At 36.9% G+C, this 16,126-nt stretch carries 24 protein-coding genes; 4 read left to right on the top strand and 20 right to left on the bottom strand.

What is annotated here, in order from left to right; all coding sequences use genetic code 11:
• Positions 1-68 precede the first annotated feature (68 nt).
• The 15 genes from MHI58_RS09020 to MHI58_RS08950 all read right to left on the bottom strand — a co-directional run bounded on the left by MHI58_RS09020 (position 69) and on the right by MHI58_RS08950 (position 9,801).
• Positions 69-716, bottom strand: coding sequence for a hypothetical protein (locus tag MHI58_RS09020; RefSeq protein ID WP_368004421.1), 648 nt, complete (start codon positions 714-716; stop codon positions 69-71).
• Positions 717-801: 85 nt separating this feature from the next.
• Positions 802-1,236 (bottom strand): ArpU family phage packaging/lysis transcriptional regulator, encoded by a 435-nt coding sequence (locus tag MHI58_RS09015; RefSeq protein ID WP_368004420.1) that lies wholly within the window; start codon positions 1,234-1,236, stop codon positions 802-804.
• Between the two features lie 17 nt (positions 1,237-1,253).
• Complete coding sequence (locus MHI58_RS09010; RefSeq protein ID WP_368004419.1) at positions 1,254-1,400, bottom strand: hypothetical protein; 147 nt, start codon at positions 1,398-1,400, stop codon at positions 1,254-1,256.
• A gap of 112 nt (positions 1,401-1,512) precedes the next feature.
• On the bottom strand, positions 1,513-1,686 hold the full coding sequence (locus MHI58_RS09005; RefSeq protein ID WP_368004441.1) for an XtrA/YqaO family protein: 174 nt from the start codon (positions 1,684-1,686) through the stop codon (positions 1,513-1,515).
• Between the two features lie 102 nt (positions 1,687-1,788).
• Entirely contained in the window at positions 1,789-2,022 is a 234-nt protein-coding gene (locus MHI58_RS09000; protein ID WP_144468312.1) for a hypothetical protein, read from the bottom strand.
• A 27-nt stretch (positions 2,023-2,049) separates the two neighbouring features.
• Complete coding sequence (locus MHI58_RS08995) at positions 2,050-2,265, bottom strand: hypothetical protein (RefSeq protein WP_368004418.1); 216 nt, start codon at positions 2,263-2,265, stop codon at positions 2,050-2,052.
• Positions 2,265-2,789, bottom strand: coding sequence for a putative metallopeptidase (locus MHI58_RS08990; RefSeq protein WP_202734465.1), 525 nt, complete (start codon positions 2,787-2,789; stop codon positions 2,265-2,267). The genes MHI58_RS08995 and MHI58_RS08990 overlap by 1 nt, the downstream gene beginning before the upstream one ends.
• Positions 2,790-3,357: 568 nt before the next feature.
• The gene (locus tag MHI58_RS08985) at positions 3,358-3,897 is read right to left on the bottom strand and encodes an ERCC4 domain-containing protein (protein ID WP_368004417.1); all 540 of its coding nucleotides are present in this window, start codon (positions 3,895-3,897) and stop codon (positions 3,358-3,360) included.
• Positions 3,894-4,331, bottom strand: a complete 438-nt coding sequence (locus tag MHI58_RS08980; protein WP_368004416.1) for a hypothetical protein — start codon at positions 4,329-4,331, stop codon at positions 3,894-3,896. Before MHI58_RS08980 ends, MHI58_RS08985 begins: the two co-directional genes overlap by 4 nt.
• Positions 4,332-4,541: 210 nt before the next feature.
• Positions 4,542-6,956: a phage/plasmid primase, P4 family gene (locus tag MHI58_RS08975; protein ID WP_368004415.1), complete on the bottom strand. Its 2,415-nt coding sequence runs from the start codon at positions 6,954-6,956 to the stop codon at positions 4,542-4,544.
• A 60-nt stretch (positions 6,957-7,016) separates the two neighbouring features.
• A complete protein-coding gene (locus MHI58_RS08970) occupies positions 7,017-7,454 on the bottom strand; it encodes a DUF669 domain-containing protein (protein ID WP_368004414.1) in 438 nt (145 codons plus the stop codon).
• A 20-nt stretch (positions 7,455-7,474) separates the two neighbouring features.
• The gene (locus tag MHI58_RS08965; RefSeq protein WP_113387296.1) at positions 7,475-7,789 is read right to left on the bottom strand and encodes a hypothetical protein; all 315 of its coding nucleotides are present in this window, start codon (positions 7,787-7,789) and stop codon (positions 7,475-7,477) included.
• Positions 7,779-8,717 (bottom strand): AAA family ATPase, encoded by a 939-nt coding sequence (locus tag MHI58_RS08960; protein ID WP_368004413.1) that lies wholly within the window; start codon positions 8,715-8,717, stop codon positions 7,779-7,781. Before MHI58_RS08960 ends, MHI58_RS08965 begins: the two co-directional genes overlap by 11 nt.
• Before the next feature lie 3 nt (positions 8,718-8,720).
• Positions 8,721-9,275 (bottom strand): host-nuclease inhibitor Gam family protein, encoded by a 555-nt coding sequence (locus MHI58_RS08955; RefSeq protein ID WP_368004412.1) that lies wholly within the window; start codon positions 9,273-9,275, stop codon positions 8,721-8,723.
• A gap of 256 nt (positions 9,276-9,531) precedes the next feature.
• Positions 9,532-9,801 (bottom strand): YqaH family protein, encoded by a 270-nt coding sequence (locus MHI58_RS08950; protein ID WP_217967174.1) that lies wholly within the window; start codon positions 9,799-9,801, stop codon positions 9,532-9,534.
• Positions 9,802-9,863: 62 nt separating this feature from the next.
• Here MHI58_RS08950 and MHI58_RS08945 point away from each other — a divergent pair, with 62 nt between their 5' ends.
• The gene (locus MHI58_RS08945) at positions 9,864-10,241 is read left to right on the top strand and encodes a DUF2513 domain-containing protein (RefSeq protein WP_202734474.1); all 378 of its coding nucleotides are present in this window, start codon (positions 9,864-9,866) and stop codon (positions 10,239-10,241) included.
• Here the strand turns inward: MHI58_RS08945 and MHI58_RS08940 are convergent.
• From MHI58_RS08940 to MHI58_RS08925, 4 genes are all read right to left on the bottom strand, one after another.
• Positions 10,238-10,483 carry a hypothetical protein gene (locus MHI58_RS08940; protein WP_217967175.1) on the bottom strand — a complete coding sequence of 82 codons (246 nt, stop codon included), beginning with the start codon at positions 10,481-10,483 and terminating at the stop codon, positions 10,238-10,240. The two genes, MHI58_RS08945 and MHI58_RS08940, sit on opposite strands and share 4 nt — an antisense overlap.
• A 40-nt stretch (positions 10,484-10,523) precedes the next feature.
• On the bottom strand, positions 10,524-10,835 hold the full coding sequence (locus MHI58_RS08935) for a DNA-binding protein (protein ID WP_368004411.1): 312 nt from the start codon (positions 10,833-10,835) through the stop codon (positions 10,524-10,526).
• 13 nt (positions 10,836-10,848) lie between these two features.
• Entirely contained in the window at positions 10,849-11,622 is a 774-nt protein-coding gene (locus MHI58_RS08930) for a phage antirepressor KilAC domain-containing protein (RefSeq protein WP_368004410.1), read from the bottom strand.
• A 108-nt stretch (positions 11,623-11,730) separates the two neighbouring features.
• Positions 11,731-11,967, bottom strand: coding sequence for a helix-turn-helix transcriptional regulator (locus MHI58_RS08925; RefSeq protein WP_202734476.1), 237 nt, complete (start codon positions 11,965-11,967; stop codon positions 11,731-11,733).
• A gap of 95 nt (positions 11,968-12,062) precedes the next feature.
• On the opposite strand from MHI58_RS08925, the gene MHI58_RS08920 reads away from it, so the two are divergent.
• From MHI58_RS08920 to MHI58_RS08910, 3 genes are read left to right on the top strand one after another with little or no spacing between them, the layout of a single operon-like run.
• A complete protein-coding gene (locus MHI58_RS08920; protein ID WP_202734477.1) occupies positions 12,063-12,404 on the top strand; it encodes a helix-turn-helix domain-containing protein in 342 nt (113 codons plus the stop codon).
• Positions 12,401-13,459, top strand: coding sequence for an ImmA/IrrE family metallo-endopeptidase (locus MHI58_RS08915; RefSeq protein ID WP_202734478.1), 1,059 nt, complete (start codon positions 12,401-12,403; stop codon positions 13,457-13,459). The genes MHI58_RS08920 and MHI58_RS08915 overlap by 4 nt, the downstream gene beginning before the upstream one ends.
• A gap of 21 nt (positions 13,460-13,480) precedes the next feature.
• The gene (locus MHI58_RS08910) at positions 13,481-14,635 is read left to right on the top strand and encodes a tyrosine-type recombinase/integrase (RefSeq protein WP_368004409.1); all 1,155 of its coding nucleotides are present in this window, start codon (positions 13,481-13,483) and stop codon (positions 14,633-14,635) included.
• A 111-nt stretch (positions 14,636-14,746) separates the two neighbouring features.
• Here the strand turns inward: MHI58_RS08910 and glnA are convergent, their stop codons facing one another.
• On the bottom strand, positions 14,747-16,081 hold the full coding sequence (gene glnA, locus MHI58_RS08905; protein WP_007499421.1) for a type I glutamate--ammonia ligase: 1,335 nt from the start codon (positions 16,079-16,081) through the stop codon (positions 14,747-14,749).
• Between the last annotated feature and the right edge of the window lie 45 nt (positions 16,082-16,126).

Below are 16,126 nucleotides of genomic sequence, written 5' to 3'. Positions count from 1 at the left end.
CAACCTTTTTTCTGTCATGCTGCGCCAACATTACGCCAAAAACACGCCAGTTTTACGCCAAAATGTCATCAGGATTCTTTTGGGGTGTAACCTAGTATTTCTTTTGCTAATTTTGGATCTATTTCTATAGAGAACCGCTCATAGACTATTTTCATATTTTCTTTTTCACCTTCCGCCTCTTGATTTATTCTATACCATTCTGCTTTTAAAATAACTTGTTGAATGTACTCTAATTTATTCTTCACATTAAAGAAATCATCGTTCATAGTTATTATCGTAAGATTACTAATGCAGTTTTCCATATTTTCAATTAAAGTTTGTGGTGGGCGCTCTTGAGGGTTTAGTAATAATGTAATATAGCTTTGAGTTTTTCTCATATTAGTAAACAACTCATTGAATTCTTTAGCTTTGTGTAATTCCTCTCCTGAGATATAATATCTCAAACGCATTACTTGATAAGTGTAACCATTAAATTCAGCAAACGAATCCCTCAATCTATTCAACCAAGCTGCTCTTTCTTTAGTTATTGTACTGGTAATCATACTTTTCCTATTATTCTCAGAAGAATTCTTAATAGTAGAAACCACCCCTAATAAAGCAATACTCGGAGTTATTATTGAAGCCAAAATAGTAGCTAAAGGTTGTAATATTGATCGGTTATTTATTAAAAATTTTGAAATCATTAAACAATAATAATTAAACTCAAAGAAAAACATGTGCTATCCCTCCTATAATATTGTATTTCGGAGTGTATACGTTTTTTTTCATCATTCGCAAAATTTGTCGAACGAAAAAACACCTCTAAACGGGTGCTTTAAATACAACTTCATTGAGCGCATACGCCAGGTCTAGGAACGTCTTCCCTTTCAAGCGTGTATATGATCTTTCACTCATGCCGATCTCGTTATATACCTGATAATCGAAAACAGGTTCTTGCTGCATGTAACGTTTTATAATGATCTGTCTCTCGCTATATGGAAGACGATTGACAGCCTTTTGCACTCTCTCAAGAAATGCATTTCGTTTTTGCTCCCACTCAATACGTTTAATGGCCGTACTCTCTGTAGAAGAATGAAAAGCATTCGTCGCAGCTGGCGGCACGATGCTAAATCCGGCCGTTATTTTAGGCAGCATATCGTCCGGGACTTGAAGAAGATATAAGCGGTAGTTGTCGAGAATCCTTTCAACTCTTTTTCTCGTTTCCTTTTTATCAATTACAGGCGGTTCACCCAACATAAGAATACTTCCCCCTTTTATTTGCTTTTTAATGCCCCGCCACGGCTTCTTTTATATGTTGGGCGGTAAACACCCATGAGTTCCTTTATCTCTTCATATGAAAGCTCCTGCGTGCGATTTTGGGCACATTTGTTCTTAGGAACATCAGTTCTTTTTTTAGACATAGATTTACACCTCGTTTTCTTCTTTTCTGAAATATAAAAAAGGGACACCAACCAAACAGCGCTTATGCTGTAATGATCAGTGTCCCCCGGCTTTCCGGTAGAACGGTTTTATTTACTTGAATAACTCGCCTTCATTGAAGCTAACACGAGTTACTTTGTTATCATGTGTGATGATTTTCGTTTCTCCGTGAGACGGCAGCGGTGCAAATCTCGCTTTACCATCAGATAAAACAAGGACAATAGGCTCTTTTCCTATGTTCTCAATATCTATAATATTACTTGGAATGTCTTGTAATCTCAAGGCTTTCATTGCCTCCTTAATTCATATTCAAAACAGCCAAAACAGAAACCGATCCAAACATGATATAAAAGATAAGTAGACGATTTCTCATTCTGCGACCTCCAATCCTTTTACATGCACCATTGATTTGAGGTACGGATGGTCTTGTAATTCCTGTAAACTATCATGAAATCCATTTGCGACACCTTCACCATTTAGGCTGACTAAAGCATACTTATATCCGAACATTTCCCCGAAATATAACTTTGCAACTAGGTATAGGCCCATGCTTGTATTGCCATGAAAATCTTCTAGAATGTCTCCAATGCTCAACAGCTTCATTTCTTCACCTTCCTGATATTATTAACATTATCTGATTTTGTGATTATCAAATATCATTTGAATAGACATTAATACTAAGTAATTGAGTTCATTCATGCTTTTCGCATGAGCAATTCTTCTAATTGTTCCAATTTCAAAATCAATAAATTCATAGCCTTTTCTGTCACATTTTGATATGAGCCGATCTATCTTTCTTTTTAATCGAATTAGTTCCTTATCTTCTTTGATTTCGGTATGTTCCACTATTTCACCCTCTGAATTCGTTGTTCTCTGTTCACATCATCAATATTCATTTGGTGATCAGCCTCCCGCACAACTGCGGCGAATGATTCAATACCCGTATCCCAAAGACCATGACGTTCAATGATTTCGGAAAATTCCTCCACATCATGCTCACGTATTCCCCAACTATCAGGATCATCGGCGGGCCCGTACACAGTGATCCAATTCCTCGCATCTTTCGGGTCAGGTTCTTCCGTTTTGGTACGTGTAAAATGACAAAGTTCATGATCGACCAGGGCGGCACGCTGTTTCTTGTTCATTGCCTTCCAGGCTTCCTTATTTACAAATACGAAAAGCATATAATCGGTCATATGACGTTCAAAGGCCGTGCATTTTTTCGCTTTCCCCGCCCATTTGCTACTGCCTTCTCGAATATAAAAACCAATGTGTCCTATCGCATCTTTTAAATGTGGGTGGTGTTCATCAATTAAACTTTTAGCCAGCTGCCGCACCTCATGTGATTCTTCAAAACCTACAAAAGCCATTTTTATTTTCCCCTTTCAATCAATTGTTTTTTGAATATTTCGTCTAATCATTTTACGTTTTGTGGTTAAAGTCCTAAAAACAGGACAATAAGTTATACCCATCACCTTATACACAAATCAGAAATACGATGAACTGTAAATGATTTTCCAAGGAGATGTTTTAAAATGTATTCAATGTATCCAATGTATTATCATGTTCCGTCACCTTATATTCACAATGATTACGCACCGAATAATCAAAGGTCGGAACTAAGAAAATATCAACCAAGTATCGGAAAGATGATTTCAGCCCCAGCCGATACGCCTAACTTTTCTAGAGGTACAAGAATATTTATTCATGATGTACGGTTCGAATATGACAACACAATACGCGACTGGATGGAATACATCTATGTCGTATATCCAGTAGTAAGAGGTACTGGGGAATGTGCTATAGAGAGTAGATGGTTCTCAATTTACACCCTAGAAAATACAGGATATAGCTCACGCTGATAAAAATACGTAATTATATAACCAGACAGCAAAACTCATTTTGGACATAATAAACTTCTCTGCTGTCTGGGCTTTGCTATACTAATCCACCTTTTAATAATTCCCGAGCCATATAATGAAAATGATGATAGATATAGTTTCCGGTCGCACTTGGATTAATAAAAACCGTTGAGAAATTGTAACGAACCTCAAATGTTTTCAAACTGCCTAACAACGATTTCGGTTCATATTTGGAACGATATTTTCCGTTGAGTATTTTTTGATACCCTTCCAGGTCTTCCACAAGAAGAGTGAAAGGATTTTTTGATGCACGAATCAATTCATTTTCAAACCTGGAACGATCCTTAATGGATTGAACAAGCTCATCAACTCCGTTTTTCCGTTCGATAGCAGCGTTCAAATACATGTCCCTATTGATCCCGTATGCCTCATTTTTGGGAATCATTGCGGAATAGTCACCCGTCTTCATCCCTTTGAATTTGATTGATACGTTCTTTTTGCGAAGATAATCAAGAACATGTTGATTCTTCTGTTCTCTCGTATCCACAACAATGACCATGCTGCCTAAAATTTCTTTTAATTCTGTATCTGAATAGTTGTAGTGAATAATAGTCATGATTTATCTCCCTTAAAATAAGACATGGCCCTTTCGTAAATTTCTAAAGATAGCTTGTCTGTTTCCTCACTTTCAAAATTAGAAACGGAAGTGTCAAGGTCTCTCCATCCGTTCTCCCAAAATAAAACGAGCAATCTCGCGGCTTTAGTTGCCGCATCCCACTCATGATTGAACCAGTCGTCTATTTTTGGATTCATTTCTTGATCTATGCCCATGAAATAATTGATGATTTTATCTATTGTTTGTTTCACATTATGCTCTTGATCCGAGTATTCGCCTTTCAAATATCGAATAATTCGTCTTTTGTAAGACTGAACAAATTCCACAAGTTCTTGATAGACGTTTTCGGGATTCTCAATATAAAGATCGTTTCCATCGAGAACCAAACGAGCGCCCATCATTTCTATGTCTGCACAAATTTGTTTTGGGTGCATTTTTCCCACCTCTTTTTAAGAAGGGTTAGTTTTTGGGTTAGTGAGTTAGTTAGGGTTATATATTTTTGTATTAAAGCCCTATATATATATATATTTATTTTTTATTAATTAATTTTCATGTGAGAGGAACATATAAAAAAACTAACCCTTACTAACCCTATATTGTTTTTCCAATGAAAAATATCATCTAAAACCCTTATATACCAATGCTTAGAGCTTCTTTCTTGTCATCGGCGTTACGTTATTTTTTGTTGTCGGTTCACTAACCCCTTTACTAACCCTTTCATCAAAATTAAGATGACCTTGTAATTTTTGTAAGCCAATTCCAATGAAAAACAATTTATTTTTTGCTCCTGTTTCCTTTTTAAAACCTCTAATCTCAAGTTGACGATAAAAGGCCCTGTTTTTTAGCTCTACATCGTCATTTTCATAACACCAGTTCTTGTATTCCTTATAAATCTCTTTCGACTCAACTTTTGAGGCCGGATGGATTACGCATCTTTCAGCAAGAAACGGCCCTAGAATGTCCATATCCTCTCGATATCCTTCGGTTGCTTTCCTTATGACCTCCGGCTCCTTGAGCCCTTCTTTTTGCCATTTCAAACAACCCTCAACGGCCCATCTTAGAATACCTGGCATTTCTGCAGCTAGTTTCTGCGGCAGCTTCTTATCTACTTTTTCTTTCGGAATCGTAACCGTAAAAGGAACTAATCGAATGCGTCTCCAAATACCCTCGTCGCTTCCCTTTACGATTGGTTTATGGTTTGTCGTAAAGAACACTTTAAATTCTGGTGTAAACTCAAAATACTCCTGGCGCAAGAAACGGGCGGACATCTTTTCGCCACCGGTGATCTGCTTCACTAATGATTCAGAAAGTTGCTGGCCTTCTTCACTCTCTACAGCCGACACAAAGCGTGCACCATCTAGGCGGGCTATGTCATTGTTGATGCTGCTATCATTTTTCTTTTTTATGAATGTGTCGCTGTTCGTTTGCCGCCCATAGTCTCCAAGTAGTTGTTGAACAGTATTGATAAATGTAGATTTACCATTACGGCCATTTCCGAATAGGAAGAACATAACTTGTTCAGACGTATCACCCGTTAATGCATAGCCAATGGCCTTTTGCATAAAATTAATAATTTCATAGTTCGGCTGCCCGTTTTCATCTATGAAAATACTTTCTAAAAATGCTTTCCAGTTTGGACAATCAGCATCTTTTTTATAAGCCACAGATGAAATTTTAGTAAAGAGTAAATCTCGATCATGTGGCAATATTTCACCTGTTTTTAAATCAATCACACCATTTTCACAATTAAAGAGATATTTATGAGAATCAAGCTCTTCTTTTTTAACGGCAACCATCGGCCGTGTATCTAAAATCGTATTCATCCGAATATTGCGGCGCTCGCATTTTTTTGCCCAGTCGTTCAGCTGCTTTTTTTTGTACCCGTCTTCCGTTGCTTTTGCTTCACCATAAATGGCACGCAATGTTTGAGCAGCTAAAGCCTCAATTTTTCGTTTACTGTCTTCTCCCCACATCTTTCCATTCCAAATTAACCATTCAAGCTCATTGCAATACCGGATATTTTTTCCGTGATAATAGACAAGCCTTTCAGCGTTCCCCAACTCGGTCAAATGAAACACGGGCGGCGTATCTATAATTTCTTCGGTGTCCTCAACTTGAGAATTATCAGGATGAGAAATATATACCTCGTACAGCTGATCCTGCTGTTCTTCCATCAAATCGGATATTGTTTTATGAGTAGAATAAACGGCAGCTGCAATGGTCATTTCCCCATATGTAGCACCATCGGATGAATGTTGCCTATCCCACTTTTCCCGATACAATCCCGTTTCACGAAACATCGAATCCATTTTTGAAGTGTCTTTATCGGTCCAAAATGCCAAGTGGTTACACAAGGCCATATCTGTGGCAGAATGATCCTCGTTTATCAAATGACCATTAAACAAATCTTGAATGCTCTTCCCGTTCTTGCTGTTAAACATCCTTTCCCATATCTCTTTATTAGAAAGATTATTCATATCACGGGATGAAGCAGCAGGCGGGCTAGATGCTTTTGTTTCTTCTTTTTTGTCCTTCAAATATTTATTAAAGAGCTCCTTGAGCTTGTCTGATCGTTCTTCAATGGCTCCAATCCCTAGACTGTTTCCTGTAAAGGTAAAATAGCGACCGTGTCGATATACTTCTAATCCTAGTTCGGGATTCTTTCTACCTGTGCCCTGTCCCCGTAACGGAATCTTACCTTTGGCAATAATGTGGACACCTTCTCCACTTGGCGAAAATTCGGTATAGCTGCCTACACTATCAATAATTTCTTGAGCGAATGGCGACAAAACCCCATCCTCGACACAATGATCAATATCTATGCCTATAAACGGATCATCTTTTGAAAACATGAAGCCGATCCCGTCATAGTCTCGGTTATTATAAAATTTTAAAATGGTCGGAAATGTTGACCAGGTTCTTTTATTACTGGATTGGGCCATGCTGCCGTCAATTTGATATGGCACTTTTGTTTTCTTGCCGTCACGTTCTTCTGAACGCCATAATATCCATTGAGGGGCGTTTTTGAGCTCTTGCGGTATGTTCTTAAATTCGTACATGTAATAACTCCCCTTTAAAGAAGAGGGAGCTATACACTCCCTCAATTGTGTTTTCTATGATCAAAAAGGTACATCGTCGTCACTGATATTAATTGGGTCATCATTCGGGGCCGATGCTTCGGACGGCTTAAACGCTTTGACTTCGGGATATTTTTTGCCGTTATGCTCTCTTTCTCCGACAACTAAACGAACTGGTTTATTTAAGAAAGCATTCGCCCATTCGATATGATCTTTGAATTTCATTCCGTTAGGAAAACCTGCGGCTTTTGATGCCTGGTGGAATCTCCACATTGCGTTCTCTGTAACCGTGAAGTTATCGTATAGAATTTTTTGCCCCTGACATGGCTGTTCAACATCCGAACGAATTTCATAATCTACGACAAGTCGCTTATTGCCTGACGCTGCTGTTTTTTCTTCAAAATGCATTACTGTTGCTTCATATTCTCCTGGTTTAATTGGTTCAAATGAATCGCCTTTGCTGTGGTCTACTGTAAACATATTTAATTCCCCCAAATTTTTTATTTACCGTTCAGAACAGTTACAAGATTTTGAATTACTTGATCCAATACATACGGATCGTTGGTGTCTTCATTTCGCAAATCATAAATCACGCTGTCTATGCCACTGTTTAATCTATCTATTTCTGAAATTAGCCAAGGTATATCTTGACGGGCATGTGCGATATATTTTGCGTTATCTTCATTCGTTGTTTGTGCGGTCAATAATCCGCCAATTGTTCCGATATTATTTAATCCGTTGGGTGATTGCTTCCCGATTTCCCAAGGCCCTTCCGTTGCCGCATCAGCACGTTGCCGGATTTCCTCAAGCCTCATTTTGATCACCTCCCAAGACGCCGTTTAATCTTTCAATTGCAGCGTTAGCAAGTTTGACATTCCATTGATCCAATTTCTGATTCGCTTTAATCTGAAATTCCTCAATCATTTGCGCTGCTTTCTCGTTACCTTCAATCAAAGTTTTAATATGACTAATTAAGCCGATCCTTTCGGTTTCTTCCTCTGCTTTTACATCAATTCCAAGCTCAAGCCATTTGTAAAGTTTACGGCCAACGTCAGGATTTAACTTTAAGGAAGAACCCTCAAACATGCGTGTATTATCCTTAGACGTTTCGGCCATATGATCAATGCTAATAGTGAAATTAAGCATAAATTCATATTCCATTTCCTCTTTTTGTACTGGCTTGGTCCCAACCTTACGAGGGGCCATTTTCCCATTGTTATCGGCTTCGACAACATACTCCGTTTTTGTTCTCATTGTTGCTAGGATATGAACATTATTTTGCGTCAATGTTTTGATTAGCTTGGTTGTTTCCGGCGCAAGTTTACCCCAGTTTTGAAAAGAGTTACCCGACATGCTGCCATGTGTTTCAACAATTCCACCTTCCCCCTGCCAATTGTGGGAAAGTGAATCAATTACGACAACTTCGGCACCGGCGTTCTTAATTGCTTCGACTGCCATTTGATATCGTTCTGTCGTATACGGCGGTGTAAAATCAATATGCTTAAAGCTGCCTATACGGATTTCATCAAATTGTAAATTAGCGTATAGTTTCGCTCGGCGGTGCTCGGTATCAACGACACCGATCTTAGACCAAATTTCCTCGTCGTTTGCTTCTGGATATGCCTCACGCATCATTCCGTAAGCTACCAGAAGGGCGCCGGCCGTCTTACCGGAACCACTCGGACCGATAAAACCCACAATTGCTTTTTCCTTTTGACGCTGCGCGTCTGTTACTTGAAACATCCCTTACACCTCCACTTTGAAGCTGACTGTTTCCGGCTGCACTTCTACGCCTGGGACAGCTTGTCCATTTAAATCAATTACGATCGGTTTCCCATCAAGCTCAGTGACAGTCAGTGTCTTTTTGAGATCACCCCATGCCACAGACTCTTTTATAAATTCAGTCATGCCAGCATCTTTCACATGATGCAGAAGTTTTTCCTTGTCCACTTCTTTAGGCGATGCTTTGGTTGTCCGGCTTTTAGATTTCCCATAAGGTGTGGAAAGTGTTTTTGCCTTCGGGTCTTCTTGCAACTGCTTTGTATGATAGACACTCACTAGGTTTTCAAAGAAAGAAAGACTGTCACTTAAAGGCTTAAGCTCCTGCCTTTCCCATTCTTCAATACGTTGCTTTTCTGTTGCTGCCAGCACTTTGATTTCCTTTTCCTGCGACTTGAGAGCAACTATTTTCCGGAAAGCCCAATTAAGGCTGTTCATATCAGTAATTTCAAACTGTGGACGGTCTCTCGGCAGTTCGCCGTTATTAATTTCATTTAGTTCAAAATCCTGTAATGGATTCAAATGAGACACCTTCCTCTAATTGATTTTGTTAAAGGTTCCATTTAAAATGGAACTTGCTTTTGTTTTTTTAAAGTCCACATTGCAGTGTGGGCTTTTTTGGTTCTATATATATTTTATTCTTTAAATAATGCATAAAAATAGTTCCTAACTTATGTGATTTTTGGGGTAAAAATTATGTTTTTTATGGTGAATCAACCATAAAACAAAAAATTTTTAAGCAAAATTTATATCATTCAATACTTTTTGTGCTTTAAATTTATTTCATCGGTCTCGTTACATTTGAAATCTTTAAACCTCTATCTTCAAATTTTGATGCGATTTTGTGTAGCTGGACTATATGTTCCGACTGCTCAATCCGTTTAAGTTCCTTACAATTCGTAATAACTGATCCAGCTATCTCAACACATCCGTCAAAATCTTGATCCTTGATGGCATCGCTTAGTAATTCATCAACAAGAAATTGTGTTGATTTAATCAACCTTACTGACTTTTCACAGTCAGCTTTTAAAAATTGATTTAGATCCATATTTCTTCTCCTTTCCAATCATTGGTATAATGTTATTATCTGTTTAAATAGGTGGTGAAACTATGAAACTGAATCATGATTGTGTTAGATTGCTAATGCTTGAATTTGAAGAAAACCTAGGTCTCAATGATGATATCTGTTTAAGAGATATTAAATCTTCTAAAATCGCAGACAAGTTTGGTCAAGATGAAACAATTTACTGTGTCACTAAACTAATTGAAAATGAATATCTTATAGGTTCTATCCAAAGAGGCGATGGTGAGATATGGGACATTGTTGTTTCTTCAATTTCCTTCTCCGGACATGAATTTTTGGACAATATAAGAGACGATGGTATTTGGAAAGACACTAAAGCGAAAATTTCCCAACTTGCTAGTGTGTCATTACCTACTGTGTCTCAAGTCGCAGCTGCGTTTATTAAGTCTAGAATTGGACTCTAGGTTTGCTTGTTCTGTTCTTCAATAAATAGGGCCAAATCTTTCAAAAACTTATCGAATTTTTCAACACCTGAATTCCGACTGATAAATAAGAATTCAACACTCAGTGTGCTTTTTAGATTATCAGTTGGATTTTCACTGATTTTTTGCTGTTTAATTCCATAACTGGAAATACCAATACGTCGAAAAAGTTTAGACTCAACCTCTGTTGCCGCAGGGGTTGTTTTATTTAGTTTGTCGCTCATTTCGTCACCTCCTTTTGATCTGCAATTTCCTTCTCTCCCTTTAATTGTTTAGTTGGATTTTTTCAACGACCTCAATATGCTTTTTAATCCAATCAAGCACCATGTCTCGTGGAAACAATATTCTTTCGCCAACTTTAAACTTTGGAAAGTCTGGTCTATTAATCACGTGAACATCAAGCGTTTGAGAACTGACATTAAATATATGTTTAGCAAGCTGAGCTTTACTGATCATGTAAGGAAGTTCATTTTCTTGTTTATGGTCTTCTATAATTGAAGCAGCAACTTCCTGAAGCAAATCATAGAGATTATTTCTAAATGAATCAGAATCTGCTTTCATTGTTAATTCAAACAATTCTTGTTCCCCCTTACGAAGCACGCTCTTCTCGTTCAATTATTGGCAGAATGCTTTGTTGCTTTAAAAGTTCGTAAATGAACAATCTTCCTTTTTGAGTCCACTTTGTTTGTACTTTAGATTTTTCAGCATCAATAACGTGAGTATGAGTTTGTGTGTACCCCTTATCTTGATGCTTTGCATACAAGAGCCATATGTCACCCTGCTTGTACTGCACGCCTAATTCATGAAGCAACTTGTTCAATTTTATGGCACTCATACCATAGTCCTTGGCGATTTTGGATACTGATAGAAGTGACTTGTTTTGCAGAACCATATCGTAATAAGAAGCTTTGGGCTGACATTCATTAACCTGTTGTAAAAGAATTAAGTTTTGTGTTTCTAGTTGTTCATTTTTCTCAACTTGACTGACTAATTGCAACAAAGCTTCTTTATAGCTAGTTGGAAGTCTATATATATCTTTCAAAGAATAATAATCATCTACAAGAATTTCATAAGCATCCCAAGCTTGATTAGAATTTAAAGACTTTGCATGTAGCCAAGCACCTTTTTCTGTCCAAAGGTATAATTTAGATACTCTTTCGACTGATACGGTATTTCCGTATTGCTGTCCAAATGCCTTTAACTCGTTTCCTTGAAGTAAGAAAAAGTGCTTCCCTTCTTTGTAACGCTGTTTATTTGAATTGAAATTTTCAGATATTCTTCTATGACTCGTTCCATAAGCTTTAGCTATTTGTGCTGTAGTTAAGACTCTTTGATTGTTTTTAACCAATATTGATAAATCCATTTTTTACTCCCTCCTCCATAACGGATAATTTAATTATCCAAAATGATAAAAAAACAGAAACTCATTGACTAGTGCGATTAAATTATCTATAATCCAAATATGGATAATTTAATTATCGCTATCGACATACTTAAGAGACGTATTACAAAAGTAATCCGGAAATAATTCCTCTGCCGGTTGATCAAAATAATAACATAATCTAAACATTAGATCTCTGCCAGGAGTAAATGTTCCATTTTCAATCATACGCAGATAGACAGTTGAAATACCGTTTTCTTTTGCCACATACTCTTGTGTGCCTTTTGCTTTGCGGCACTTAGAAAAGTATTGGCGTTTTTTGGTCACTTTATCCACCACCTTCCTTTCGGTAGTTCTGATTATAATGGATAATTTAATTATCCGTCAACCCCGATTGGAAAATTTTTTTCTGGAGGGCGATTATGAGTTTAGGTACAAATCTAAAAAAGCTTAGATCACAAAGAGGATTGAGCCAGTACCAAGTTGCAGATAAGTTAGATATTCAACGTGGGAGATATAATTCATGGGAGAATGATATAGCAAAACCTAGTGTTGAAATGTTAAAGAAGATAGCTGATTTTTATAATGTAGGTGTTGATTTTCTTCTTGACATAGAAAAAAATGAACCCACATTAAATGAATTTGATGAAGAAGTAAGAACAATCGCGAGAGATATAAACAGTTTGAATAACGGACAAAAGGATGCTTTAAAAGCACTAATAAAAACAATGCAACAACGTGGAAAAGAAGCGATGGATGAATGAAATTCCCTAAAAAAGCTCGGTACACTAAAGTGATGCAGAAAGTCAGTTATTTTTTTGCTAATGAAAATATCTCTGACTTTCCAATAGATCCATTCCAAATAATTAAAAGAAATAAATGGGGATTAATTTCGTATTCTGAATTAGCTGAAATACATGAAATGAGCATTCCTGAAATTATAGAGGCATTTCAAAGTAAGGATGGTTACACTATTTATGATGGGGTAAACCACACAATTGCTTATAACGATACAATTATGATACCAGGAAGAATCCGTTTTACTTTAATGCATGAAATAGGCCATATATATATGAATCACCTTGTTGAACTCGAAGAAACTATACTTAGAAGAAGTAAAATGACTGAATCAAAGTATAGAGTATTAGAAAACGAGGTGAACTCATTTGCTAGAAATGTACTAGCCCCTGCTGTATTAATTAAACACTTAGACATAAAAACAGAAACTGAATTAATTAACTATTTCAAAATATCTAAGGGAGCTGCAAAAGTAAGATTAAAATCATTAAGTTTTGATTTATACAATACATTTATGCCAATGATTAATCTTCAATTAAAATGTTTTAGTAAGTTTATCTCAACTATAAAAAATTCAATGTTTTGTCGTAATTGTACTCATTCTTTTGTTAATAAATCATCAAAACATTGTCCTATTTGCGGAAATAACAAAATTATAAATAAAAAGGAGAATACAGAATTGATATATAGTGGTTATCAATTAGACAAAAACGGAAGATCAATTATTTGTCCTAAATGCGAAAACGAACAAGTAAATCACGAAGGTGATATATGTAAAATTTGTAATACATATTTAATTAACAAATGTATCGAGACATATCATACAGACGACAGTGGATGGAATTTTTCTCAAAAAAGTTGTGAATCAATACTTGACGGTAATGCTCGGTATTGTTCAAAGTGTGGTAACGAATCTACATTCTATCGTCAAGGACTACTGCAAGACTGGAATATAGAAAAACAAAATCACCAAAATAATCAAAACCCATTTCCTTTTACAGTTACTTATAAAAATTCCTAAAACATATTTGGGAGGTAAACTATGGCCACATTCAGAAAGAGAGGAGACAAGTGGGAATATCGTATTTCCTTTAAGGATCCTTTCACACTCAAATACAAAGTAAAATCAAAAAGTGGTTTTAAAACAAAAAAAGAAGCTCAGCAAGCTGCAACAGAACAAGAAAAACAATTAGCAGCAGGATTAGAGTTGGACACGAGCACCATATCACTCGAAAACTTTCTGATCAATTGGCTACATGAATACAAAAAAGACACCGTTAGAAAGAACACATATGAACTCCACGAACGAAACATCATGAATCATATCCTTCCCTACTTCAAAAATATCAAAATTACAGATATTAAGCCGATTATGTATCAAAAATTCTTAAACTATTTAACCAGTCAAGGTTATAGCAAGCGTACTGTGGAAATCATACACGGTACGATGTTTAATGCTTTCAGCAAGGCTGTCATTATAGGTAAACTCACAAAAAACCCTTGTTATGGTGCAACTGTGTCTAATAAAAACAGCAAGAAAAAAAACGCTCTTGAATATATGCTTTCTGAGGACATTCCAAAATTTCTTCAGGAAGCATATAAATACAACTATATTTACTATATCTTTTTTAGATCACTCATAGAAACCGGTATGCGTAAAGGTGAAGCTGCCGCTCTACAATGGACAAATATTAATCTAAGAGAAAATTACATAGACATTACTAACACCTTAGATTTCTCTGCAAAATCAGCTGAGGAACTATTTGGAGAAACTAAAACATATGAATCCAAACGAAGAATATTAATTAGCTCTTCCCTTTCCGCTGCTTTGCAAAAACATAAGAAGTGGCAATTTGAGAACAAACAAATGTTACAGGATAATTATAAGCATGACCTCAATTTGGTGTTTTGCAGAGTTGACGGAAACTTTCTGCCAAAGTCTACTCTTTTTAATGCTTTTGATCGTATCTTAAAAAGATCTAATATTGATAAAATGCCAATTCATGCTTTACGCCATACACATGCTGTTCTCCTTTTAGAGTCAGGAGCTGACATGAAATACATCCAAGAAAGATTAGGTCACAAAAGCATGATGGTGACAGCAGATGTTTATTCACACATTAGTAAGAAACTTGACCAAAATCGAATTAAGGATTATGAGAATTACGTCTCATCAATTGTGGAGTTAAATTCATAACTTCAAATTTTTTTGGTCATATTTTGGTCAAGGACCAAAAATATTGTTCCGTTCATTTTTTGACCAAAATAAAAAACCCCTGAAACCATTGGTTCCAAGGGGTTTTCTTTATTAATACTGAGACATATACTGATCGCGTTCCCACGGATGTACTTGGGTGCGGAACATATCCCATTCGATTTCTTTTGATTCGATGAAGTGCTCGAATAAGTGATCGCCTAGTGCGTTGATCATGACTTCGTTTGACTTGAGCAGCTCAAGTGCTTCTGCAAGTGTTGCAGGTAAGTCAGCGATGCCGTTTTCAAGGCGCTCTTCTTTGTCCATGACATAGATGTTTCTGTCGATTGGCGCTGGTGCGTCTAGTTTGTTTTTGATTCCGTCTAGACCTGCTGCAAGTAATACGCTTAGTGCAAGGTATGGGTTTGCAGATGGGTCTACACTGCGTACTTCTACACGTGTGCTAATGCCGCGTGATGCTGGAATACGAATCAATGGGCTGCGGTTTTGTGCACTCCATGCTACGTAGCAAGGTGCTTCATAACCAGGTACAAGACGTTTGTAAGAGTTCACCGTTGGGTTTGTGACCGCTGTGAAACTTGTTGCGTGCTTCACAATACCTGCGATAAAGTGTCTAGCCGTCTCGCTTAATTGTAAGTCTGCTTTCTCATCAAAGAATGCGTTTTTACCATTTTTAAATAATGATAGGTTACAGTGCATACCAGATCCGTTTACACCGAACAATGGTTTTGGCATGAATGTCGCATGAAGTCCGTGCTTTCTCGCAATTGTTTTCACAACGAGTTTGAACGTTTGAATGTCATCACAAGAACGGATAGCGCCTGCATATTTGAAGTCAATTTCATGCTGTCCAGGTGCTACTTCGTGGTGAGACGCTTCAATTTCAAAGCCCATTTCTTCAAGCTCAAGCACGATGTCACGGCGGCAGTTTTCACCTAAATCTGTTGGTGCAAGGTCAAAGTATCCACCTTTATCGTTTAGTTCGAGCGTTGGCTCGCCTTTTTCGTCTAATTTAAATAAGAAGAATTCTGGCTCAGGTCCAAGGTTGAAATCACTAAATCCTAGTTCTTCCATTTCCTTCAAGATACGCTTTAAGTTGTTACGAGGGTCTCCATCAAATGGTGTTCCGTCTGGCTTATAAATGTCACAAATAAAGCGTGCAACTTTACCTTTTTCTGCTGTCCAAGGGAAAATAACAAACGTGTTTAGATCTGGATATAGGTACATATCTGATTCTTCGATACGTACAAATCCTTCAATAGATGAACCATCAAACATACATTTGTTATCGAGAGCTTTTTCTAACTGGCTCACAGGAATCTCAACATTTTTAATCGTTCCGAGAATGTCTGTAAATTGCAGACGGATGTACTTTACGTTTTCCTCATTTACTAATTTTACGATATCTTCTCTTGTGTACTTTGCCATTTCGTAAAACTCCTCCCCTACAAAAGGTAAAATGTGTATAGCAAT

Origin of the sequence: Bacillus sp. FSL K6-2869 (assembly GCF_040869405.1) — a bacterium.
Taxonomy (GTDB): domain Bacteria; phylum Bacillota; class Bacilli; order Bacillales; family Bacillaceae; genus Bacillus; species Bacillus altitudinis.
This window is presented reverse-complemented; position numbering and strand designations above follow the sequence as displayed.